Raw genomic sequence first — 24,748 nt, forward strand, 5'->3', positions numbered from 1 at the left:
TTCAGGTGTTTTTGATTAACGTCCATCCGGCATCCTGCTCGATGGGGTTGTTTTACACGCCTCATTGCCAATCCTTGCAACGGGGTAGTTGTTTCTAAAGCTACGATAACGCCAGAATACGTTTCGAGTGTGCCAGCGCCTGGGCTATCACTTCATCGATAGTCATGCGGGTGGAATCCAGTACCAGAGCATCTGGTGCGGGAACCAGCGGCGCCACCGGGCGACTTCTGTCGCGTTCGTCCCTTTCTTTTATCTCGGATAAAAGGCGTTCAAAGTTAACACTAAAGCCCTTTTCCTGCAACTGCCGCATACGGCGGTGGGCTCTTTCTTCCGATGACGCGTCGAGAAAAATCTTCACCGGCGCCTCGACGAACACCACGGTGCCCATGTCGCGCCCGTCGGCAATCAGGCCTGGGGCCTCGCGAAACGCGCGTTGCCGGCGCAGCAGCGCTTCGCGCACCCGCGGGAAAGCCGCGATTTTGGACGCGGTGTTGCCCACGGTCTCATTGCGGATTTCGTTACTCACATCCTCGCCTTCCAGGATGATTTCCAGCTCGCCCGCCTGGACTTTGAAGCGGACGTCAAGATGCGCCGCCAGCGGCACCAGGGCCTCTTCGGCGTCGATATCCACCTGGTGATGCAGGGCCGCCAGCGCCAAAACGCGATAGATGGCGCCCGAATCGAGCAAATGCCATCCCAATGCTTCCGCCAATGCTTTACACAGCGTTCCTTTCCCCGCACCGCTCGGTCCATCGATGGTGATCACCGGGACTACTGCTGTCATGATCTTCTCCTCTCAGCGGCGAACTTCAGTTCCATTAAAATAAAATTACCGTGGGGGCATTATACGCATCATGTGCCACAAAGGTTACCCTAAGGTGTCAGGAATAGGCGTCTGGAACGTAAATTAAGATATCTCCGGGCTGATAGCGACAGTGTAGCCCGCCGCCGCCCTTTTTGCCCGGCCCGGCGGCAAATCATTTGCGGCGGGCCGGGACGATGATCCGCGGCTGGGTTATTTCAAGGTGCTGACCGCGGCCAACTGCCGGAAATAATCGGGAAAGGTCTTGTTGGTGCATTCGGGATCGAGGATGGTCACCGGCGTATCGGACAAGGCCACCAGGGAAAAGCACATGGCCATGCGGTGGTCGTTATAGGTGCCGATTTCCGCGTACGTCAAGGCCGCCGGCGGGGTAATAGTAATATAGTCCTCCCCTTCGTCCACTTCGGCGCCTACTTTGCGCAGCTCGGTGGCCATGGCCGCCAGCCGGTCGGTTTCCTTGACCCGCCAGTTAAAGATATTACGCAACGTGGTGGTGCCGCGGGCAAACAGCGCGGTGGTGGCGATGGTCATGGCGGCGTCGGGGATATGGTTCATATCCATATCAATGGCGCGCAGCTCGCCGCGGGTACATTCGATAAAATCATCGCCCCAGCGGATTATGGCGCCCATGCGTTCAAGCACGTCGGCGAACCTGATATCGCCCTGCACGCTGTTCTTACCGATCCCCGTGACGCGGATGGTGCCGCCCCGGATGGCCGCCGCCGCCAGAAAATAGGAGGCCGACGACGCATCGCCCTCCACCAGATAATGGCCCGGCGAGCGATAAGTCTGCCGGCCCCGCACATGAAAACTCTGGTAGTCGTCATTGCGCACCTGAATGCCGAAGGTATTCATGAGCGCCAGGGTAATATCGATATAAGGCTTGGAAACCAGCTCGCCTTTAATGCGGATCGCGGTATCTTCCCCGGCCAGGGGCGCGGTCATCAGCAGCGCGGTCAGGAACTGGCTGGATACGCTGCCGTCAACGGTGATATCGCCGCCGCGAAAACCGCCGCGCAGGCGCAGCGGGGGATAATTTTCCTGCTCCAGATACTCAATCTCCGCCCCGCCCTGGCGCAGCGCATCCACCAAATGGCCGATGGGACGCTCTTTCATGCGCGGTTCGCCTGTCAGCGTTACGTCGTGCCGGCCCAGGCACAAGGCGGCGGCCAGCGGACGCATGGCGGTGCCCGCGTTGCCCAGAAACAGCGAGAGGGGAACCCGCGCGGTCAGGGCATGCCCCAACCCGATTATTTCGCACTGCCGGCGATCGGCGCTCAGGTGATAAGTTACCCCCAGCGCGCCGAGGGCGTCGAGCATATGGCGCACGTCGTCGCTGTCGAGCAGATTGGTCAGGCGGGTGGTGCCTTCGGCCAGCGCCGCCAGCAGCAGCGCCCGGTTCGATACGCTTTTCGAGCCGGGAAGATTAATGGTGCCGTCGATATGGGCAATGGGTTGTAGGGTCAGGGATTCCAGCATGTAAAACGCATTCTCCAGCAAATATAGCAGCGGCGGCCCGGCGCTACGCCCGGGTCGCCGCTAGGAAGGTACAACACGATATCTTTATGTCTATGCGGCGCTAGCGGACATCAGCCGTGGCGCTTGGCGAAACCGGTCATAAAGTCCACCAGCGCGTCGACGCCGGCCAGCGGCATGGCGTTATAGAGCGACGCGCGCATACCGCCCACCACCCGATGGCCTTTCAGTGCATGCAGCCCCGCCGCCAATGATTCCTCCAGGAAGAGCTTATCCAGCGCGGCGTCCGCCAATAAAAACGGCACGTTCATACGCGAACGGTTGCCTGGGGCGACATCATTACGGTAAAACCCGCTCTGGTCGATATACTGATACAGCGTCTGCGCCTTCACCTGGTTGCGTTTGTCGATTTCCACCAGGCCGCCCTGCTCCTTCAGCCATTTAAACACCAGGCCGGACAGATACCAGGCAAAGGTCGGCGGTGTATTGAACATGGAGTCGTTTTCCGCCAGCACCTGATAATCGAGTACCGAGGGCAGTTCACGGCGCGCCTTGCCCAGCAAATCTTCGCGCACGATCACCAGCGTCAGGCCGGCCGGGCCGATATTTTTCTGCGCCCCGGCATAGATCACGCCAAAACGGCTGACATCCAGCGGACGCGACATTATGGTCGAAGAGTAATCCGCCACCACCACTTTATCGCCGAAATCAGGGGTTTCGTCGATGGCCAGGCCATCGATGGTTTCATTAGGGCAATAATGAACATACGCGCTGTCGGCGGACAGGGCCCATTCGCTCATGGGTTTAATGGCGCGCAGGCCATTTATCCGGGTTTTCACGTCGATAACCCGCGGATCGCAATATTTGCGCGCTTCGTCAACCGCGCTGTGCGCCCAATAACCGCCGTCGATATAGTCGGCGCTGACGCCGTCGCCCAGCAGGTTTAACGGCACCGCGGCGAACTGCGCGCGGGCGCCGCCGTGGCTGAACAAGACTTTGTAATTATCAGGTATTTGCAAAAGATCGCGCAGATCCTGCTCGGACTCCTTGGCCATCTCGATAAATTCTTTGCTGCGATGGCTTATCTCCATCACCGACATCCCCAAGCCATGCCAGTTACGCAATTCCTGTTCCGCACGGCGTAATACTTCCACCGGGATCATCGCCGGACCGGCGCTAAAATTAAATACCTGATTCATTTCCCTCACCACTTGGCCAAAAAATTCGTGAATACCTGTTCTATCGTTTTTATCACTCGCATCGGGGTGCCGCAATGGTTATTGATTATCTTATGCTATTTCGCCGCCCGTCCGCGCGCGGCGGCGAACCGGCGCGACCGGCGGGAAAATTGTCGGCGTCCCCGGGCGCGATAAGGAGAATACATGGAGCCCGCTGAGAAAACACCGTATTATGGGCCTTTCAAGACAATAATAAAGAGAGCCTGCATGTCACAAACATTTATTCCCGGCAAAGACGCCGCCCTGGAGGATTCCATCGCCCGCTTCTACCAGCGGCTCGGCGAGCTGGGCTTTAATATCGAAGAGGCCTCCTGGCTCAATCCGGTTCCCCATGTCTGGTCGGTGCATATCCGCGACCGCGACTGCCCGCTGTGCTTCACCAATGGTAAAGGCGCCAGCAAAAAAGCCGCGCTGGCCTCGGCGTTGGGCGAGTATTTCGAGCGCCTATCCACTAACTACTTTTTTGCCGATTTTTATCTCGGCCACGGCATCGCCCACGGCGAGTTTGTGCATTATCCCGATGAAAAATGGTTTCCCCTGCCCGCGGATGACCAACTGCCCGCCGGCATACTCGACGAACGCCTGCGCGCATTTTACGATCCGGACCGGGAGCTGACCGCCCGCGCCCTCGTCGACATGCAATCAAGCAACGCCGAGCGGGGAATCTGCGCCCTGCCCTTTAGCCGCCAGTCCGACGGGCAGACGGTTTATATCCCGATGAATATCGTCGGCAACCTCTATGTCTCCAACGGCATGTCGGCGGGCAATACCGCCAACGAGGCCCGGGTACAGGCCCTGTCGGAGGTCTTCGAGCGCCATATCAAAAACCGCATCATCGCCGAATCCATCAGCCTGCCGATGATTCCGCCGGCCGTCATGTCCCGCTATCCCGGGGTAGTGGAAGCGATTAACAGCCTGGAAGCGGAAGGGTTTCCCATTTTTGCCTACGATGCTTCATTGGGCGGGGTGTACCCGGTGATCTGCGTGGTGCTGTTTAATCCGGCCAACGGCACCTGCTTCGCCTCTTTCGGCGCCCATCCGGATTTCGGCGTGGCGCTGGAACGTACGGTAACGGAACTGCTGCAAGGCCGCAGCCTCAAAGATCTGGATGTGTTCACGCCGCCCACCTTCGATGATGAAGAAGTGGCGGAGCAGACCAACCTGGAGACGCATTTCATCGACTCCAGCGGTTTGATCTCCTGGGACTTATTCAAGCACGACGCCGATTATACCTTCGCGGATTGGGATTTCAGCGGCAGCACCGGCGATGAGTTCGCCACGCTGATGGCTATTTTCAAGCGGCAGGGCATGGAAGTCTATATTGCGGATTATGAACATCTGGAGGTGTATGCCTGCCGTATTTTGGTGCCTGGCATGTCGGATATCTATCCGGTGGAGGATTTGCTGCTGGCCAATAACGCCATGGCCATCCACTGGCGCGACACCCTGACCAGCTTGCCGGACAGCCACTGGCCCCCGGAGCGTTATCTGGCATTAATCGAACAGCTCGATGACGAAGGGCTGGACGACTTTACCCGCGTCCGGGAATTGCTGGGCATGGCGACCGGTAAAGATAACGGCTGGTATACCCTGCGGGTAGGCGAACTCAAAGTCATGCTGGCCCTGGCCGGCGGCGATCTTGAGCAGGCGCTGATGTGGGCCGAATGGACCCGGGATTTTAACGCCTCGGTGTTTTCCGATCAGCGGGAAAACTTTTACCGCTGCCTGCATACCCTGCTGCTATTGACCCAGGAGCCGGATCGCGACCCGCAGCAATATCACGCCGCTTTTGAACGCATGTACGGCAAAGCCGCCCTGGAGCGCGCGTCGGCCGCCCTCAGGGGCGAAAATTGTTTCGAGGGTTTATTTAACATCGACAACGACCTGCATGCCCTGCCCGCTCATCGCGCGCTGCTCGCCGCCTATGAAAAGCTGCAGGCGGCTAAACGGCGCTATTGGCAGGCTAAAGCGTAACGCCGGGACAGGACCGGGCGGCCGTGCTAAAATGCCCGCTGTTGCCGGGCCGCTGGCCCCTGGTCCCATTTTGCCTGCGGATGGTAAAACGCCGCGCTACACCTGCAGGGTGGCGCAATAACCCTACTCTAATTAAGGCTTTAGGGCGCAATACCGCTAATAGCGCTATTCGGACCGGCAGGAAAAATAATGCCCGGATAGAAGTTTCGTATTTTGGTTTATTGTTTCAAAAAAGTAATACGCAGCAAAATAATTCAAGAAACTGAAACAATACCGCCACATTCCTGGTTATTGCATAACGGGCCAAAATGTACAAAAAATGTGGTCTTCAAATCTTTATGTAATAATTAAAATTTATTTTCACTATAATTTTCAATTAGTTATAATTAACCGCCCGCCTTTTTCGCCTATTGCAAGCCTATTAAGTTTGGGCCATTATGATCTATATCAATTTTTGCTCTATACTCGTTTGTTAGAATTAGGGCGTTAATTAATCCAACGAAGAGTGTATGTGTGAAGGCTGATAATCCTTTTGACCTGAAATTACCGGATGCCATGGCCGGCGTTGCTGAAGAGGCGGGAGTCTACAAAGCAACCAAGCAACCATCCAAAACGTTTTTTCTGGCCATTACCGCAGGCGTTTTTATTTCCATAGCCTTCGCTTTTTATATTACGGCAACCACCGGTGCCGGCACCATGCCCTACGGCATCACCAAGCTTATCGGCGGGATTTGCTTTTCGCTGGGGTTGATGCTGGTGGTGGTCTGCGGCGCCGATCTCTTTACCTCCACGGTGCTGATTATCGTCGCCAAGGCCAGCGGGCGTATCACTTGGGGGCAGTTGCTGCGCAATTGGATTAATGTTTACTTTGGCAACCTGGTGGGCGCGCTGCTGTTTGTCGCCCTGATCTGGTTCTCAGGGGAGCACATGGTGGCAAACGGCGCATGGGGCCTGAATGTTTTACAGACCGCCGATCACAAAATGCACCATACTTTTGTTGAAGCGGTATGTTTGGGTATCCTGGCTAACCTGCTGGTCTGCATGGCGGTATGGATGAGTTACTCCGGCCGCAGCCTGACCGATAAAATGTTCGCCATGATCTTTCCGGTCGCGATGTTCGTTGCCAGTGGTTTTGAGCATAGCATCGCCAACATGTTTATGATCCCATTGGGCATTGTCATTAAAGATTTTGCCGCGCCGGAATTCTGGCAAGCGATTGGGATGGTTCCAGAACAATTTTCACATCTTACCGTTGGCAACTTTATCATCGATAACCTGATACCAGTGACAATTGGCAACATTATCGGTGGGGGTTTACTGGTAGGATTGACATATTGGATGATTTATCTGCGCGGTGGGAACCAGCATTAATTTGCCAGGTACCCCCCGTAAAGCCGGGTTTGAAGAAATCCACATTAGAAGGTAGGTATACAATGACCGATCTGAACACAAAATTAGCCACTGCCTGGGAAGGTTTTAGCAAAGGCGACTGGCAGACTGAAGTCAACGTTCGCGACTTTATCCAGAAAAACTATACCCCTTATGAAGGCAACGAAGCCTTCCTGGCGGGCGCTACTGCTGCCACCACTACCCTGTGGGGCAAAGTGATGGAAGGCATCAAAACCGAAAACCGCACCCATGCGCCGGTTGATTTTGATACGGACGTTGTCGCCACCGTTACTTCTCATGACGCCGGCTATATCGATAAAGGCCTGGAAAAAATCGTTGGTTTGCAAACCGATGCCCCGTTGAAACGCGCGCTTATCCCGTTTGGCGGCATCAAGATGGTTGAAAGCTCTTGCAAAGCCTATGACCGCGAGCTGGACCCGGAAGTTAAAAAAATCTTTACCGAATATCGCAAAACCCATAACCAGGGCGTATTCGATGTTTATACTCCGGACATCCTTAAATGCCGTAAAACCGGCGCCCTGACCGGCTTGCCCGATGCTTACGGCCGTGGCCGCATCATTGGTGACTATCGCCGCGTTGCGCTGTACGGCATCGATTATCTGATGAAAGATAAATTCGCCCAGTTTACCTCTTTGCAAAGCAAATTGGAAAACGGCGAAGATCTGGAAGCAACTATCCGTCTGCGTGAAGAAATTGCCGACCAGCATCGTGCCCTGGCACAAATCAAGGAAATGGCCGCCAAATACGGTTGCGACATCTCCGGCCCGGCTACTACCGCGCAGGAAGCTGTTCAATGGACTTATTTCGGTTATCTGGCCGCGGTTAAATCCCAGAACGGCGCCGCTATGTCGTTTGGCCGTACGTCGACGTTCCTTGATATCTATATCGAACGCGATCTGAAAGCAGGCAAAATCACTGAAGAACAAGCTCAGGAATTGATTGACCATCTGGTCATGAAATTGCGTATGGTCCGTTTCCTGCGTACCCCTGAATATGATGAATTGTTCTCCGGCGACCCGATTTGGGCAACTGAATCCCTGGGCGGCATGGGCGTTGACGGACGTACGCTGGTTTCCAAAAACAGCTTCCGTTTCCTGAACACCCTGTACACCATGGGACCGGCGCCTGAACCAAACATGACCATCCTGTGGTCGGAAAAACTGCCGATTAGCTGGAAGAAATTCACCGCTAAAGTTTCTATCGACACGTCTTCCGTACAGTATGAAAACGATGACCTGATGCGTCCCGATTTCAACAATGATGATTACGCGATTGCGTGTTGCGTAAGCCCAATGGTTGTCGGTAAACAAATGCAGTTCTTCGGCGCCCGTGCGAACCTGGCCAAAATGGTCCTGTACGCAATCAACGGCGGCATGGATGAAAAAGCCAAAATCCAGGTCGGCCCGAAAACCGAACCGATCAAAGATGCGGTACTTGATTATGATATCGTGCTTAAGAGCATGGATCATTTCATGGACTGGCTGGCCAAACAGTATGTCACCGCGCTGAACGTCATCCATTATATGCATGACAAATACAGCTACGAAGCTTCGCTGATGGCGCTGCATGACCGTGACGTCTACCGCACCATGGCCTGCGGTATCGCCGGCTTGTCCGTCGCCGCCGATTCCCTGTCCGCCATCAAGTATGCCAAAGTTAAGCCTATCCGCGATGCCGACGGCATGGCGATTGACTTTGATATCGAAGGCGAATACCCGCAGTTCGGTAACAACGACTCGCGCGTCGATGACATCGCTTGTGACCTGGTGGAACGTTTCATGAAGAAAATTCAGAAACTGCCGACCTATCGCAACGCCGTACCAACCCAGTCGATCCTGACCATCACGTCCAACGTGGTTTACGGCAAGAAAACCGGTAACACCCCTGATGGCCGTCGTTCAGGCGCGCCGTTCGGACCTGGTGCCAACCCGATGCACGGTCGTGACCAGAAAGGCGCGGTGGCCTCGTTGACCTCGGTTGCCAAACTGCCGTTTGCTTATGCGAAAGACGGTATTTCTTACACCTTCTCTATCGTACCTAAAGCACTGGGTAAAGATGAAGATGTACGTAAAGCCAACCTGGCTGGTCTGATGGATGGTTATTTCCATCATGAAGCCGGCGTCGAAGGCGGTCAGCATCTGAACGTCAACGTGATGAACCGTGAAATGCTGGTGCAGGCCATGGAACATCCTGAAGACTACCCTAACCTGACCATTCGTGTTTCCGGTTATGCCGTACGCTTCAACTCGTTGACCAAAGAACAGCAGAAGGACGTTATTACCCGTACCTTCACCGCGTCAATGTAATTTCCCACACCGTCTGAAAAGGCGTAAAATAAAGGCTCCACGAAAGTGGGGCCTTTTTAATCATCATCTTCGCCAGGCTTGTGGCCTGCTCCGGACAGTTTGCTTTGGCTGAAAGCTATGTTTTATGGCCGGCAGCCAAAACAAATTCCCCGCATAAAATGGAGAAAACCCCGCAATGTCAGTACTTGGTCGCATCCATTCGTTTGAATCCTGCGGTACCGTCGACGGCCCAGGCATTCGTTTTATCATTTTTTTCCAGGGCTGCCTGATGCGCTGCCTGTATTGCCACAACCGGGATACCTGGGACACCCACGCAGGCAAAGAGATCTCCGTTGAGGAGATCATGAAAGAGGTCGTCACCTACCGGCACTTCATGAATGCCTCCGGCGGCGGCGTAACCGCCTCCGGCGGCGAAGCCATTTTACAGGCCGAGTTCGTGCGCGACTGGTTCCGCGCCTGCCATGCCGAGGGAATTACCACCTGCCTGGATACCAACGGTTATGTGCGCCGTTATGACCCGGTAATCGATGAGTTATTGGAAGTCACCGATCTGGTGATGCTCGATCTCAAAGAAATGAACGACGATATCCACCAAAACCTGGTGGGCGTGTCCAACCACCGTACCCTGGATTTCGCCCGTTATCTGGCCAAGATCAACAAGCGCACCTGGATCCGCTATGTCGTGGTGCCAGGCTGGTCGGACGATGACAAATCCGTGCATATGCTGGGCGAGTTCACCAAGGACATGGCCAATATCGAAAAAATCGAGCTGTTGCCCTACCATGAACTGGGCAAGCATAAATGGATCGCCATGGGCGAAGAGTACAAACTCGACGGCGTCAAACCGCCGACCACGGAGACCATGGACCGCGTAAAAGATATTCTGGCCGGCTACGGCCACAAAGTCATGTATTAACCCCTCCCTATCGCCCGGGACCGCTTGCCCCAGTGCAGGTCCCGGGCGCCCGTCAACATGCTCCCTTTTCTGACGGCCGACGCGCCGGCAATGCGCCGGGTCCGGCCCGGCGTATCGATCGCCCTTTTACCCGCTGATTGATCGGTAACCGCCCGAATTGTTACACGTTTACTTACCAATCTATCCGGTTATTTTTGCCAGCCTTTTTAGGCTTTGACGTATTATGATATGTTTGAACTAATGATAATTGGCATGATACGCAACCTATGAAACAAACCCCCATTAAAGCCGCGCACTGGCACGAAATATGGCAGTTAATAAAGCCTTTTTGGCTTTCAGAGGAAAAATGGCGCGCCTGGGGAATGCTGGCAGTGATCGTTATCCTGTCATTGTCCACCGTATATATCAGCGTGCTGTTTAACGAATGGAACCGGGTATTCTATGACGCCTTGCAGAATAAAAATTTTGCGGTGTTTAAAAGCCAGCTGATTAAATTTACCTGGCTGGCGCTGCTATTTATCCTGATCTCCATCTATAAAATTTACCTCACCCAGGGCCTGCAAATGTACTGGCGGCGCTGGATGACCCGGCAATATATGGATAAATGGCTGCACCACCACGTTTATTACCATACCGAACAACAGCAAACAGTCGATAACCCGGATCAGCGTATCGCCGAAGATCTTAATGCGCTCACCAGCGGCACCCTGTCCCTTACCCTGGGGTTACTCTCAAGCGTAGTCACCTTTGTTTCTTTTATCTCCATCCTCTGGTCGGTCAGCGGTCCCCTCTCCTTCACCCTGAGCGGGCATCAGTTTACCATACCCGGTTATATGGTATGGTTTGCCATACTCTATGCCGGCCTGGGTTCGCTGCTGATTTGGTTCGTAGGCCGGCCGCTGGTGCGCCTGGGCTTTGAACAGGAAAAATTCGAGGCTAATTTCCGTTTCGGCCTGATCCGCATTCGCGAGAACAGCGACGCGATTGCGCTGTATCAGGGCGAACCGCGCGAAGCAAAACAGCTGGACGGTAGATTCGAATCCATCCGCGCCAACTGGTGGTCGATAATGCGCGTCAGCCGCCGCCTAAACGTGGCCAGCAATTTTTACGGCCAATTTGCGATTATCTTCCCGATACTTGTCGCCGCGCCGCGCTACTTTTCCGGCGCCATCCAACTCGGCACGCTGATGCAAATTTCCTCGGCCTTTGGCGAAATACAGGGGGCGTTATCCTGGTTTATCGACGCCTTTAACCAACTGGCCAATTGGAAAGCCTGCATCAACCGCCTGGCCGGCTTCAACGCCGCGGTAGAACGCCACAGCAGCAAAAAAACGGCCATTACCCGCCAGGAAACCACTGATGATGCCCTATCGCTACATGAACTGACCCTTACCATTCCGTCGGGGCGCACGCTATTCCTACCGGTTACCCAATCCATCCCCGCCGGCGAACGGGTACTTATCGTCGGCCCTTCGGGCTGCGGCAAATCCACCATGCTGCGGGCCATTGCCGGCATCTGGCCTTTCGGCTCCGGCGACATCGGCCTACAGGCGCATAAAAAAATACTGTTCTTGCCCCAGCGCAGCTATATTCCCATCGGCAACCTGAGGGAAGCCCTGTGCTACCCGGAAGCGCCGGACCACTTCAGCGAACCGCAAATGCTGGCCATGCTCGAACTCTGCCATTTGGGGCATTTACAACCCATGCTGCACCAACAGGCCAACTGGAGCCACTGGCTATCGCCCGGCGAACAACAGCGCCTGGCATTCGCCAGGGCGTTATTGATCAAACCGGATATCTTATTCCTGGATGAGGCCACCAGCGCCCTGGATGATGAAAACGAGCAGTTGATGTACCGCCTGCTGACGGAAACCCTACCGGGCGTAACGGTGGTCAGCGTAGCCCACCGCAACAGCGTGGCCCGCTATCACACCCGTTGCTGGCGCTTCGAACGCCGCGACGAACAAGACAGCGCCGTGCTCAACCTCAGCGAACTGCCCCAAAGCAGCTAACCGCCGGCACCCCGGCATGGTATGCACGCCACCGCCACAACCCGCGGAGCGATGTAGTAAAGGAGAGCATGCCCTAGGGGTCGAGGCGGCCATTTCCTGGCCGTCCAGGTCCCCGGGCATGGTATTTGTGTCAAAGGGAGGGGGCCCCTGTCAGGCAGTGGCCACCGGCGTCTGGTGGTGATCCGGCTTACGCAGCAGCATCGCCAAATACACCACCGCCACCGCAGCAATCATGACAAATAGCACGGGATCGGAATAACGCTCCATCAACATCGCCGTCATACTCGGCCCCAACAGGCTACCCACCGTATAACTCAGCAACAACGCCTGATTCATCGCCACCAACTCATCCGCGCTCACCTTCTCGCAGGCCCACGACATGGCCACCGGGTACAGGGTAAACCCAGAACACCCCAGCACAAACAGCGCCGGCGCCATGGCAGCGTGGCTAAGCATCGACAAACTGCCGACAATCACCATAAAAATCTGCACCCGCAACACCATCAGCCGGCCGTAACGATCGGCCAAACGCCCGATCGGCCATTGGCCGATGATGCCCGCGCTCACCAGCAGCGCCATCCAATACCCCACCTTGCCGTCGCTCAGGCCAAGATGCGACAAATACAGCGGCAACAGGCCGTACAGCGACCCCAGCACCACCCCGGAGATAATGCATCCATTGATCCCCAGCCGCGCATTACGCCGCCGCAGCATCGGCCACACGGCGATCCTGGGCGCTTCGGTACCCTGCGCATCGATACGATTGAACAACAGCGGCAACACCGCCGCGATCATCAGCGTGGTAGCCCAGGGCAATACCGACAGCAGGGCCGTGGGCACGCCGCTCAGCAGCAATTGTCCAATCACCGTCCCCATATAATAAATCATCATATAGGCGGCCAGCAGCTGCCCGCGCGTATGCACGGTACCGCTGCGCATCAGGGCGCTTTCCACCACGACCCAAATCAGCGCGCACGCCACCCCGGCCGCAAACCGGAAAACCACCCAGGTATCAAAACCTACGGACAATCCCAGCCCCAGGGTGGCGGCGGCAAACAGGATGCAGGCATAATGATAGCTGCGATTGAATCCCACGCGTTTGATCAGCGCGCCCGCCAGCAGGGTACCCACCAGATTGCCGGTAAAATAGGATGACCCCACCAGCCCGATTTGCCAGGTCGGCAAAGCCTCATGGGACAGCCACAGGGGCACCAGCGTATTCAAAACCGCGATGGAAATCGTCAACGACAAAAGCCCCGTGAGCAGCATCACCACCGGGCGGGAATAGACAGACATGATATGGAAACCGGACTCAACGCGCAGGAATTGAGCGCATCATGCCACTCCCGTACTAAAAGTCAATTAGCCTAAAGATGCGCCAGCATTTTTTGCTGGGGGTCAGGGGGTTACGGCCGCCGGCGGCCGTAGAAGGCATAAAAAAAGCGCCTGGCGGCGCCTTTTATATTGCAGTGCATGATTTGGAGCGCGTACGGTACAGGCAGCAATTACCCGATATGCGTCAGGCCCTTCATATACGGCACCAGCACCGCGGGAATTTCAATGCGCCCGTCGGCCAACTGGTAGTTTTCCATCACCGCCACCAGCGTGCGGCCTACCGCCAGGCCGGAGCCGTTAAGGGTATGCACCAGACGGGGCTTTTTGTCGTCTTTGCTGCGATAGCGCGCCTGCATGCGCCGCGCCTGGAAATCGCCGATATTGGAGCAGGACGAAATTTCCCGGTAGGTGTTTTGCGCCGGCAGCCAGACTTCCAGATCGTAGGTCTTGCATGAGCCGAACCCCATATCCCCGGTGCACAGCAGGATCTTGCGATAAGGCAGGTTCAGCAATTGCAGCACTTTCTCCGCATGGCCGGTCAATTCTTCCAGCGTACGCATGGAATCTTCCGGCTTGACGATCTGCACCAGCTCCACTTTGTCAAATTGGTGCATACGGATCAGCCCGCGGGTATCGCGGCCGTAAGAGCCCGCTTCCGAGCGGAAACACGGCGTATGGGCGGTCATCTTCAGGGGCAATACGTCTTCGTCGAGGATCTCGTCGCGCACCAGATTGGTCAGCGGCACCTCCGCCGTCGGGATCAGGGCATAAGCGCTGGTATCGGCCTCTTCGCTCAGGGGCTGGGTATGGAACAGGTCCTCGGCGAACTTCGGCAACTGGCCGGTACCGTACAGCGATGCGTGATTCACCAGATACGGAACATAATTTTCCTGGTAGCCGTGCTGCTCGGTATGCAGATCCAGCATAAACTGCGTCAGTGCGCGATGCAGGCGGGCGATTTGCCCTTTCATCACCACGAAACGCGCCCCGGTCAGCTTGACCGCCGCGGCGAAATCCAGCCCGCCGGACAACTCGCCCAGGGAGACATGATCGCGCACTTCAAAATCGTACTGCCGAGGCTCGCCCCAACGGCTGATTTCTTCGTTGTCGTTTTCATCTTTGCCGGTCGGCACGCGATCGTCGGGGATATTGGGCAGCGACAGGGCTATATCGCGGATAGCGGTTTGCAGAATATCCAGCTCGGATTTAGCCGCATCCAGGCGCTCACCCAAACGATTCACTTCCAGGCGCAGCGGCTCGATGTCTTCGCCCCGCGCCTTCGCCGCCCCAATCAGTTTGGATCGGGAGTTGCGCTCGGCCTGCAAGGTTTCGGTTTCCACTTGCAATACTTTGCGGCGTTCTTCATGTTTGCGCAGAGTATCGACATCCAGCTTAAAATTTCTGCGAGCCAGTTTCTCGGCAACTGCGTCTAGCTCATTGCGCAGTAGATTGGGATCGAGCATGCTAGTCCTGTGCTTATTGTTATCAGATTGATGTTTATGACTTCGCGACGCCGCCAGAGCCTTGCTCATGACTGTCGCGACTACTGGTTTTCTACCGCTAACCTTACCGCAACGGCCTATTTATCGGTAGCGTTTTGTTGGGCTATTTTGATCCTGCGCGCTAAGCCAGGCAAGCTTTTCCCCGATTTTCCCCTCCAGTCCGCGCGTGGTCGGATAGTAGTAACGGGTACGGGCCATTTGCGGCGGAAAATAGTCCTCGCCGGCGGCGTAGGCATTGGGTTCGTCGTGGGCATAACGGTATTCCGCACCCAGCCCCATCTCTTTCATCAGCTTGGTGGGGGCGTTGCGCAGATGTTCCGGCACATCATAATCGGCCTGTTCGCGGGCGTCGTGCATGGCCGCCTTGAAGGCGGTATAGACCGCGTTGCTTTTCGGCGCGCAGGCCAGGTAAACAATCGCCTGGGCGATGGCCCGTTCCCCTTCGGCCGGGCCGACGCGGGTAAAACAATCCCAGGCGGCCAGCGCCACCTGCATCCCGCGCGGATCGGCATTGCCAACATCCTCGGAAGCGATGGCCAGCAGGCGGCGCGCGACATAAAGCGGATCGCCGCCGGCGGTAATAATGCGCGCATACCAATACAACGCCGCATCGGGTGCGGACCCGCGCACCGACTTGTGCAGCGCGGAGATCAGGTCATAGTACCGGTCGCCTTTATTATCAAAACGCGCGCTGCGTTCGCCGGAAATCTCATTAAGCAGCTGCGGCGTCAGCACCCGGTCGCCCTGCGCATCGGTCTCCGCCATGTCCGCCATCATTTCCAGGCTGTTGAGCGCCCGCCTGGCATCGCCGTTCACCCACTCCGCCAGCAACCGGCGGGTATCGTCGGGCAGCACGATATTCTGGCCGCCATAGCCGCGCTCTTTATCGGTCATGGCCTGGGTCAGCACCTGTTCGATATCGTCGGCGGTCAGCGCTTTGAGCAAATAGACTTTGGCGCGGGACAACAGCGCGGAATTAAGTTCAAACGACGGGTTTTCGGTGGTGGCGCCGATTAAGGTAATCGTCCCCTCTTCCACATGGGGCAAAAAAGCGTCCTGCTGGCTTTTGTTGAACCGGTGCACTTCGTCCACAAACAAAATGGTGCGGCGGCCGGCATCGCGATTGTGGCGGGCGCGCTCTATCGCTTCGCGGATCTCCTTGATACCGGAGGTGACCGCGGAGATACGCTCGACGTCGGCATTGCCATAACGGGCAATCAGCTCCGCCAGCGTGGTTTTTCCCGTGCCCGGCGGCCCCCATAAAATCATGGAGTGCAGCTGCCCGTTGGTGATGGCGCGCGGCAGCGGCTTGCCGGGGGCCAGCAGATGCTGCTGGCCGACATACTGTTCCAACGTCGCCGGCCGCATACGCGCGGCCAGCGGCTGGAATTCGTTGTGGGAAAAATCAAGCGACAGATTGCTCATTTTTACCTCATTGGCGCTGGTCGTCCAGCGTCACGCCCTTGGGCGGCGTAAAGCGGAATTTAGCGGCATCTATCTGGCCGTTATTCTGGCTTTTCAGCTGATAGGCGCTGCGCTGCCCGTCCTGCTCGACCGCGGTGAAGCTGTTGATGGTGCCGCTGGTACTGACGTTGATGGTAAACTGCTTTAGATTACCGCTGGGGGTTTTTGGCGTCAGCTCAAACCGATCGTTAGTTTGTTTAACGTTATACTGCCGCCAGTCGTCGGGACTATTGCGGGTAATCAGCATAAACGGCGTGTTGCCGGTCGCATTTTTCAGCCAGGTGGCGGTCGCCTGTTCCACGAAGGGGTTGTAGAACCATAGGGTTTTACCATCGGAAATCAGCAGGCTCTCATCGGGCGTGGTCATATGCCAGTTGAACAGATTGGGGCGTTTAACCCACAGCTCGCCTTGCCCTTCCTGGACCGCTCCGCCGTCGGCGCTGGTCACCGTCTGGGTGAAACTCGCATGGAAACTGTTAACCTGGTTCAGGCGGCTTTGCAATGCGCCGGCATCGTCGGCAAATGCCGGCGCGGCGGCGACGGCGACGGCGCTGAACAGGCAGGCCGCAATTAACCTTTTTTTCATTATAAACATCCCTTAGAACATGAGTGGCAAGTCGCCCGTATGATTCGTAAACGGACGTGGCCCCGATAGGCTTGATTTTATAGAAGCGCGAGCCGTTGACATAGGCTATTCCTCTGAAAACGGCCCGCTTTACGCATCTTTGCGTTGGGGCCGCCGCGGGCGGCCCCATGCAGGCGCTACGGAGGTTTATTCCTGCGAGGGCGGCGCCAGCACTTCGCGGTTGCCGTTATGGCCCTGCGAACTGACGATACCCTGCACTTCCATTTGTTCGATGATCCTGGCTGCGCGATTGTAGCCGATGCGGAATTGGCGCTGCACCCCCGAGATGGAAGCGCGACGTTTATCCACCACGAACTGCACCGCCTGATCGAATAACGGATCGAGCTCTTCGTCGCTGTCGATGCCCCCGCCGCCCGGCTCGCCGTCTTCACCGGCGCTGGTAATGCTGTCGATATACTGCGGACGGCCGCGGGCTTTCCAGTCGCTGACCACGGCGTGCACTTCCTGATCGCGCACAAACGCCCCGTGCACGCGCACCGGTATCGAGGAGTTGGGGGCCAGGTAAAGCATATCCCCCATGCCCAGCAGCGATTCCGCCCCCGATTGATCAAGGATGGTGCGCGAATCAATTTTACTGGACACGGTAAAGGCGATGCGGGTGGGGATATTGGCTTTAATCAAGCCGGTAATCACATCCACCGACGGCCGCTGGGTCGCCAGCACGAGGTGGATACCCGCCGCACGGGCTTTTTGCGCCAGGCGGGCGATCAGCTCTTCCACCTTTTTGCCCACCGCCATCATCAGGTCGGCGAACTCGTCCACCAGCACCACGATATAAGGCAGTTTTTCCAGCATCGGCGGCGCATCGGCCATGCCGTCCCCCGGCTTCCAGAACGGGTCCGGCACCGGACGGCCCATGGCGACGGCCTGTTCGATACGTTCGTTATAGCCCGCCAGGTTACGCACCCCCAGCGCCGACATCAGCTTGTAGCGGCGCTCCATCTCGCCGACACACCAGCGCAGGGCATTGGCGGCATCCTTCATATCGGTGACCACTTCGGTCAGCAAATGGGGAATGCCTTCATAGACCGACAGCTCCAGCATTTTCGGGTCGATCATGATAAAGCGCACTTCTTCCGGCGTCGCTTTATACAACATGCTGAGGATCATGGCGTTGACCCCCACCGATTTACCCGACCCGGTGGTACCCGCCACCAGCAGATGGGGCATTTTAGCCAGATCGGCAATCACCGGCTGGCCCGCGATATCTTTACCCAGCACGATGGCCAGGGGCGAGACGGTCTCGCGGAATTTGTCGCAATCCAATACTTCCCGCAGATAAACCGTCTGGCGGCGCTTATTGGGCAATTCCAGGCCCACATAAGGTTTACCGGGAATGACTTCCACCACCCGCACCGCCACCGCCGACAGGGAACGGGCCAAATCCCGCGACAGGTTGGAAATGCGAGCCGCTTTCACGCCCGGCGCTAAATCCAGCTCGAAGCGGGTGATAACCGGCCCGGGGAAAATACCGACCACTTCGGCTTTTACCCGGTAATCCGCCAGGCGCGCTTCAATCAGCCGCGCGGTTTGCTCCAGGGCGAACATATCCACCGGCTCATCCTCCACCGGCGGCGAGGTTAATAAATCCAGCGTGGGCAGCGGCGTGGTGGGCTTGTGCAACGGCTGCTCGTTCCGCATTAAGAAGGGATGGATCAAACTGTCCATCGCCGGCGCGGGAGCCGCCGGCCGGGCCATTGGCGCCTGGGGCGCCATGGCGGCGTACCCGGGCAAGGAATCCTCATCCTCATCCGGCGGCAGCGAGTGCGCAACGGAATGCGCGCCGCTGGGAGTATCGGCGGCGCCATGGCCAGCGGCCCGGCCTGGTTCGCCCGGCGCCAGCGGGGTAAACAGCGGTTCTGCCGGCGTATCGTCCACCAGATCCGCCAGCGGCGAAAAGTTAAACGCCGAATGGGTATCGATGCCGGCCAGGGGAGAAACCGGCGAAGCCGCGGGAGCAGGCGCCGCCCGCCCATTCTCGGCTACGTAGCGCATATCCTGCTGGCGTTGGAATTCGTCGGCCAGGCGCTGCTGCTCCCAGGCCTCTTCGTCTTCGGCATCGCTGCCCGCCTCGCCGTAGCGCTGCTCCTGCTGTTGTAAAAATTCCCGTTGCAGCGCCGCCTGCTGGGCCAGTTCATCGTCATCCGCCTGCGGTTCGGCGGCATCAAGCCGCTCGTCCCCGGGCCGGCCGTGCGGCTGGTCGTTGGTGCGGTGCGACGGCACCTTAATCCCAAACGACGCCAGTTCCCGCCGAGTGGGAATGCGCACCGGGTTGGGGCGCGGCAGTTCAGGGCCGATGCCCTGTTTAACCTGGGGATTATCGTCGCTGGTGGCGCTGAACGCCGGCATAAAGGTCAGCGCCGCCGCGTCACGGGCGGCCGCGCCGGACACATGGCCGCTGTTACGCTGCGCCACGGTAAAGTCATACGGGGTATGGGTTTCGTCGGCGTCCAACTGCCAGTTGCCCATGCGCGGGCCGTCGTCATCTTCGATGGCATCGGTATGCGCGGCGGGAACGGCATGCTGCTCCGGCAGTTCAAAGCGATATTGCGGAATAGCTTCGGCCACCGACGGCGCCGGGGCGCGCGCCTGCTGCTGCTCGGCATAAGCGCCCATCGGGGCCGGACTGGCGGCGGCCGGCGTAACCGCGACCGGCTGGGACTGCGCAATATTATCAGCGCGGGTATTAGCCAAACTGTCCGCCAGCGCTTCGCCGCCATGGACCGCCACGTCGGGATGGGCCGTCGTCGCGGCCGGGCCGGCCACCGCGCCGATAGCGGCGGGCGCACTCAGCGCCGGGGCCGCGGGCTGCGTCTTGCCTGCCGCCGCGCCCGGGGTCGCCAATAGCGGATCGTCAAGATCCACTACCGCATTCTGCCGGTTTTCCTCGGCGTCGGCGGCGTCCTGCGCGTCATCCAGGTATTCATCGTCGTCATACCGCTCGTCATAGTCCTGCTCGCCGCGCCGCGAACGGTTTGACATAAACGTCAGGCAGCCCATGACCACGCCGCCGATTCTTTCGGCGATGGTGAGCCAGGACCAGCCGGTGAACAGCGTCAGGCCCGACGCCCACACGCAAAGCAGGGTCAGGGTGGCGCCGATGCCGTTAAACCAGGGCAGCATGGCGTTGCCGAGCAAACTGCCGATCACGCCGCCGGAAGCGAAATAATACAGATCGTCGATATTCAGCGCCGCCAGGCCGCAGGAAGTGAGGATCAGCGCCAAGGTGCCAATCAGGCGCAGCGACAGGGCGAAATAATCCACATACTCCTGCTCTTCCCGCTGGCGGAACGACGTCCAGCAGAAGATCAGCATAATCGGCGGCAGCGCATAGGCGAGCACGCCGAAGGTGAAAAACAGCGTATCGGCAAACCACGCGCCGACGCCGCCGCCCAGATTATGGATAGGCCCGTGCCAGGCGGTTTGCGACCAACTGGGATCCGAGGGGTTGAAACTAACCAGGGAAATCATTAAATAGAGGGCAAAAATAGCCATGACAATCAGAACAGCCTCGAGTATCCGCCGGCTGCTGCTGAGTTTTTTTAGTGCAACGTCTTTATCTTCAGTATATTCCTGGCTCAAGAAAGGCTCTCCAGGGTTCTCAAAACCGCTATAATTGCTTTAGTGACAGCGCCGGCTGACCGGCGCTGAAACTGTATGAATGCACAGGAGTGTAACCATAAAACGCGAATTTTGCACCTGTGTTGTGACTTAGTTATAACTTAACGTGTCTTAATCACCAGCCGATTACTCTGTTTCACTTCTTCCATCACCACATAAGTGCGGGTATCGTTTACTCCCGGCAGGCGCAATAGCGTTTCGCCAAGCAGTTTACGATAGGCCGACATATCGGGCACCCGCGTTTTCAGCAGATAGTCAAAATCCCCCGACACCAGATGACATTCTTGAATCTCTTCCAGCTTCTGCACGGCGGTATTGAATTGCTCAAACACATCGGGCGCGCCCCGATTCAGGGTAATCTCAACGAATACCAGTAAAGACGCATCCAGATAATGTGGATTAAGTAAAGCGGTGTACCCCTGAATGAAACCCTGGCGCTCAAGGCGACGTACGCGTTCCAGACAAGGAGTCGGGGATAAACCAACCCGTTTTGAAAGTTCGACGTTGGATATCCGTCCATCCTTTTGCAGCTCGTTAAGGATGTTACGGTCAATGCGGTCGAGATCCTTTCCCGGGCGTTTTTTATTGTCTACCATTATTATTTGTCTCTCATGATTCCTTCCCTGTACTTGCCACACCCCTGCCGACTTCAATGTATCAGGGTTTGCTTAAAGACCCGTTGTCTGTTTTATTTTAGGGCCGTCTCTGTCAACTGCCTTGCATACTGCCTGTCCAAACCCATCGAATAATTTCTTCTTACCCTGATGTTTTCGCAAAAGCGCAGCGGATTGTCAAAGTAAAACGATAAAAATCAGAACAACATGCCGATTAAATCCGGTGACGGCATGTTGTCAGGGGCTTAAGCGCTTTTTTTACCCCGATTATGTCCTATTTAATGGTAAAATCACCCGATCGATAGAGCGCAGCGATGATAAAAATCGTTAACAACTTTTTGCATCCTGCCCATAGTCTGGTAATTTTCTTACAATCGATCAGCGTTAGTTTCCATGCGGTAAAAAACTGCGGTAAAAACGAGGAAAACATGTCTACGGTGAAACACAGTAAATTACTTATCCTGGGGTCTGGGCCGGCGGGCTACACCGCTGCGGTTTACGCGGCCCGGGCCAATCTGCATCCCGTGCTGATAACCGGCATGGAACAAGGCGGCCAGCTGACCACCACCACCGAGGTAGAAAACTGGCCGGGCGACCCCGAAGGGCTGACCGGTCCCTTGCTCATGGAGCGCATGTACGCCCACGCCGCCAAGTTCAATACCGAAATCATTTTCGATCATATCAATCGGGTGGATTTGCAGAATCGTCCGTTTCGCCTGTTCGGCGATACCGGGGAATTCACCTGCGATGCGCTGATTATCGCCACCGGCGCATCGGCGCGCTATCTCGGCCTGCCGTCGGAAGAAGCGTTTAAGGGCAAAGGCGTTTCCGCCTGCGCCACCTGCGACGGGTTCTTTTACCGCAATCAAAAAGTCGCGGTCGTGGGCGGCGGCAATACCGCGGTGGAAGAAGCGCTCTATCTGTCCAATATCGCCGCCGAGGTGCATTTGATTCACCGCCGCGAAATTTTCCGATCGGAAAAGATCCTCATCGACCGGCTGATGGACAAGGTAAACACCGGCAATATCGTGCTGCATACCGGACGTACGCTGGAAGACGTCGTGGGCGACGAGATGGGCGTAACCGGCGTACGGCTGAAAAGCGTCGTGAATGGTGAAATAGAGCCGCTGGCGGTGGCCGGCGTATTTATCGCCATCGGCCATAGCCCCAATACCGCCATTTTTGGCGGCCAGCTGGAATTGGAAAACGGCTATATCCGCGTACAGTCTGGCATTCACGGCAACGCCACCCAGACCAGCATCCCCGGCGTATTCGCCGCGGGCGACGTGATGGATCACATCTATCGGCAGGCCATCACTTCGGCCGGTACCGGCTGCATGGCGGCGCTGGATGCGGAACGTTACCTGGACGGTTTGGCGCCGGTGAACGATCGGTAGAATATTGTCCCGGGGCGTAGGAATACGCCCTTCGGCGATCGCGCGTCATATCATCCCAAGCCAGCGCGGCGCAGCCGGCCGCCGTTTTCATCTCCCGTTACGCCTTAATTGCCCGCTGATTATTTTCACCTCCGCCGCAACAGGGTAATATGTCGCCACGCCGGGCTAGCCACGTGTTATTCCGGCCTTTCGCGTCCCGGAGTGGGATTTTCGCCTTACGCATACCACACACTGGCTGAAACCGTCCGCAATGAATAAAAACCGACAACAGGTACTCGTCCGCTGGCTCAAATCCCAAAGCGCGCTGGTTAAGCGCTGGCTGCGCCTCTCTTTACTGCTGGGCCTGGCGAGCGGCCTGGTGATAGTCGCCCAGGCCTGGGTGCTGGCCCACCTGCTGCAGGCGCTGATTGTCGACCACCGGCCGCGCGCCGAGCTGGCGGACTGGTTTATCGCCATGGCGGCGCTGTTTACCGCCCGGGCGCTGGTGGGATGGCTGCGCGAGCGCGCGGGGTTTATCGCCGGGCAAATGCTGCGCCGGGAGATACGCAGCCAGGTATTGGATCGGCTGGAGCGGCTTGGCCCGGCCTGGGTCCAGGGCAAACCCGCCGGCAGTTGGAGCAGCCTGCTGCTTGAACAGATCGAGGATATGCAGGACTACTACGCGCGCTATCTGCCGCAAATGTATCTGGCCGGGCTGGTGCCGCTGCTGATTTTGATCGTGGTTTTCCCGGTGAACTGGATGGCGGGGCTGATTTTATTATGCACCGCGCCGCTGATCCCGCTATTCATGGCGCTGGTGGGCATGGGCGCCGCCGACGCAAACCGGCGCAATTTCCTGGCGCTGGCGCGCCTGTCGGGCTATTTCCTCGATCGGCTGCGCGGTCTCGATACCCTGCGGCTGTTTAACCGGGCGCAGGCGGAAACCGAGCACATCCGCCGCTCAACCAACGATTTCCGTCTGCGTACCATGGAAGTGCTGCGCCTGGCGTTTCTTTCTTCCGGCGTGTTGGAATTTTTTGCCTCCATCTCCATCGCGGTGGTGGCGGTCTATTTTGGGTTCTCTTACCTGGGAGAGCTGAATTTCGGCAGCTACGGCACCGGCGTGACGCTGTTCGCCGGCTTCCTGGTCTTGATATTGGCGCCGGAGTTTTTCCAGCCGCTGCGCGATCTGGGCGCCTTCTATCATGCCAAGGCGCAGGCGGTAGGCGCGGCGGAATCGCTGGTCGGCTTCCTGGAAAATGATTCCGGGTCGCAGGGCGGCGGACAAATGGCCCCCGCCTTCGGCCCCATTACCCTCAGCGCCGAGCAGTTGATTATTCTGGCGCCCGACGGCGCCCAGCTTGCCGGACCGCTGGATTTTACCCTGGACGCCGGTCTGCGGGTGGCCATCGTGGGCCAAAGCGGCGCGGGTAAAAGCTCGTTGCTCAACGTATTGCTCGGTTTTTTACCTTATGCGGGCTCGCTGAAAATCAACGGCCACGAATTACGCGAATTGGCGCCGCAGCATTGGCGCCAGCAACTTGGCTGGGTGGGCCAAAATCCTTTTTTGCCGGCGCCGAGCCTGCGCGATAATATTTTGCTGGGACGGCCGGACGCCGGCGACGAGGCGCTGCAACTGGCCGTACGGCGCGCCTATGTCGACGAATTTCTACCGCTGCTGCCCCAGGGGCTGGAAACCCCGCTCGGCGATAATGCCGCCCAGCTGTCGGTGGGCCAGGCGCAGCGGGTCGCCCTGGCGCGCGCGCTGCTGCATTCCCCGGCGCTGATGCTCCTCGATGAGCCGACCGCCAGCCTGGATGCCCACAGCGAACGTTTGGTCATGCGGGCGCTGGACGACGCATCGCGCCGGCAGACCACGGTATTGGTCACTCATCAACTGGCGGACATCCGCGATTTCGACGCTATCTGGGTGATGGGGAACGGCCAAATCCTGCAACGGGGGCGCTATGAGCAATTAGCCGCCCTCCCCGGCCCCTTTGCCGACCTGATCGCCAACCGTCGCGGAGAGCTCTGA

Annotated in this window: 16 protein-coding genes; 7 read left to right on the forward strand and 9 right to left on the reverse strand. The window is 57.4% G+C overall.

Annotated elements, in window-relative coordinates:
* Positions 1-100: 100 nt before the first annotated feature.
* The 3 genes from cmk to serC all read right to left on the reverse strand — a co-directional run bounded on the left by cmk (position 101) and on the right by serC (position 3,498).
* A complete protein-coding gene (gene cmk, locus ACL2XP_RS18475) occupies positions 101-784 on the reverse strand; it encodes a (d)CMP kinase (RefSeq protein ID WP_413734476.1) in 684 nt (227 codons plus the stop codon).
* 231 nt (positions 785-1,015) lie between these two features.
* Positions 1,016-2,299, reverse strand: a complete 1,284-nt coding sequence (aroA, locus tag ACL2XP_RS18480; RefSeq protein ID WP_413739219.1) for a 3-phosphoshikimate 1-carboxyvinyltransferase — start codon at positions 2,297-2,299, stop codon at positions 1,016-1,018.
* Positions 2,300-2,412: 113 nt separating this feature from the next.
* Positions 2,413-3,498 carry a 3-phosphoserine/phosphohydroxythreonine transaminase gene (serC, locus tag ACL2XP_RS18485; RefSeq protein WP_413734477.1) on the reverse strand — a complete coding sequence of 362 codons (1,086 nt, stop codon included), beginning with the start codon at positions 3,496-3,498 and terminating at the stop codon, positions 2,413-2,415.
* Between the two features lie 246 nt (positions 3,499-3,744).
* Here serC and ycaO point away from each other — a divergent pair, with 246 nt between their 5' ends.
* The 5 genes from ycaO (at position 3,745) to ACL2XP_RS18510 (ending at position 12,155) form a co-directional block, all read left to right on the forward strand.
* Positions 3,745-5,511 (forward strand): 30S ribosomal protein S12 methylthiotransferase accessory factor YcaO, encoded by a 1,767-nt coding sequence (ycaO, locus tag ACL2XP_RS18490; protein ID WP_413734478.1) that lies wholly within the window; start codon positions 3,745-3,747, stop codon positions 5,509-5,511.
* Positions 5,512-6,024: 513 nt separating this feature from the next.
* A complete protein-coding gene (gene focA, locus ACL2XP_RS18495; RefSeq protein ID WP_413734479.1) occupies positions 6,025-6,882 on the forward strand; it encodes a formate transporter FocA in 858 nt (285 codons plus the stop codon).
* A 62-nt stretch (positions 6,883-6,944) separates the two neighbouring features.
* Positions 6,945-9,227: a formate C-acetyltransferase gene (gene pflB / locus ACL2XP_RS18500; protein WP_413734480.1), complete on the forward strand. Its 2,283-nt coding sequence runs from the start codon at positions 6,945-6,947 to the stop codon at positions 9,225-9,227.
* A 175-nt stretch (positions 9,228-9,402) separates the two neighbouring features.
* The gene (gene pflA / locus ACL2XP_RS18505; RefSeq protein ID WP_413734482.1) at positions 9,403-10,143 is read left to right on the forward strand and encodes a pyruvate formate lyase 1-activating protein; all 741 of its coding nucleotides are present in this window, start codon (positions 9,403-9,405) and stop codon (positions 10,141-10,143) included.
* 266 nt (positions 10,144-10,409) lie between these two features.
* Positions 10,410-12,155, forward strand: coding sequence for an ABC transporter ATP-binding protein/permease (locus ACL2XP_RS18510; protein WP_413734484.1), 1,746 nt, complete (start codon positions 10,410-10,412; stop codon positions 12,153-12,155).
* Positions 12,156-12,305: 150 nt separating this feature from the next.
* On the opposite strand, the gene ACL2XP_RS18515 is transcribed toward ACL2XP_RS18510, so the two are convergent.
* The 6 genes from ACL2XP_RS18515 to lrp form a co-directional block, all read right to left on the reverse strand.
* On the reverse strand, positions 12,306-13,451 hold the full coding sequence (locus tag ACL2XP_RS18515; protein WP_413734486.1) for an MFS transporter: 1,146 nt from the start codon (positions 13,449-13,451) through the stop codon (positions 12,306-12,308).
* 209 nt (positions 13,452-13,660) lie between these two features.
* Positions 13,661-14,953 carry a serine--tRNA ligase gene (gene serS, locus ACL2XP_RS18520; RefSeq protein ID WP_413734488.1) on the reverse strand — a complete coding sequence of 431 codons (1,293 nt, stop codon included), beginning with the start codon at positions 14,951-14,953 and terminating at the stop codon, positions 13,661-13,663.
* A gap of 120 nt (positions 14,954-15,073) precedes the next feature.
* The gene (locus tag ACL2XP_RS18525; protein WP_413734490.1) at positions 15,074-16,417 is read right to left on the reverse strand and encodes a replication-associated recombination protein A; all 1,344 of its coding nucleotides are present in this window, start codon (positions 16,415-16,417) and stop codon (positions 15,074-15,076) included.
* 7 nt (positions 16,418-16,424) lie between these two features.
* A complete protein-coding gene (lolA, locus tag ACL2XP_RS18530) occupies positions 16,425-17,042 on the reverse strand; it encodes an outer membrane lipoprotein chaperone LolA (protein ID WP_413734492.1) in 618 nt (205 codons plus the stop codon).
* A gap of 186 nt (positions 17,043-17,228) precedes the next feature.
* Positions 17,229-20,684: a DNA translocase FtsK 4TM domain-containing protein gene (locus ACL2XP_RS18535; RefSeq protein WP_413734494.1), complete on the reverse strand. Its 3,456-nt coding sequence runs from the start codon at positions 20,682-20,684 to the stop codon at positions 17,229-17,231.
* Positions 20,685-20,824: 140 nt separating this feature from the next.
* On the reverse strand, positions 20,825-21,319 hold the full coding sequence (gene lrp / locus ACL2XP_RS18540; protein ID WP_005287608.1) for a leucine-responsive transcriptional regulator Lrp: 495 nt from the start codon (positions 21,317-21,319) through the stop codon (positions 20,825-20,827).
* 446 nt (positions 21,320-21,765) lie between these two features.
* Here lrp and trxB point away from each other — a divergent pair, with 446 nt between their 5' ends.
* The gene (gene trxB, locus ACL2XP_RS18545; protein WP_413734496.1) at positions 21,766-22,734 is read left to right on the forward strand and encodes a thioredoxin-disulfide reductase; all 969 of its coding nucleotides are present in this window, start codon (positions 21,766-21,768) and stop codon (positions 22,732-22,734) included.
* Between the two features lie 250 nt (positions 22,735-22,984).
* Positions 22,985-24,748: a heme ABC transporter permease/ATP-binding protein CydD gene (cydD, locus tag ACL2XP_RS18550; RefSeq protein WP_413734498.1), complete on the forward strand. Its 1,764-nt coding sequence runs from the start codon at positions 22,985-22,987 to the stop codon at positions 24,746-24,748.

The sequence above is a fragment of the Sodalis sp. RH21 genome, assembly GCF_047324175.1.
GTDB lineage: Bacteria > Pseudomonadota > Gammaproteobacteria > Enterobacterales > Enterobacteriaceae > Acerihabitans.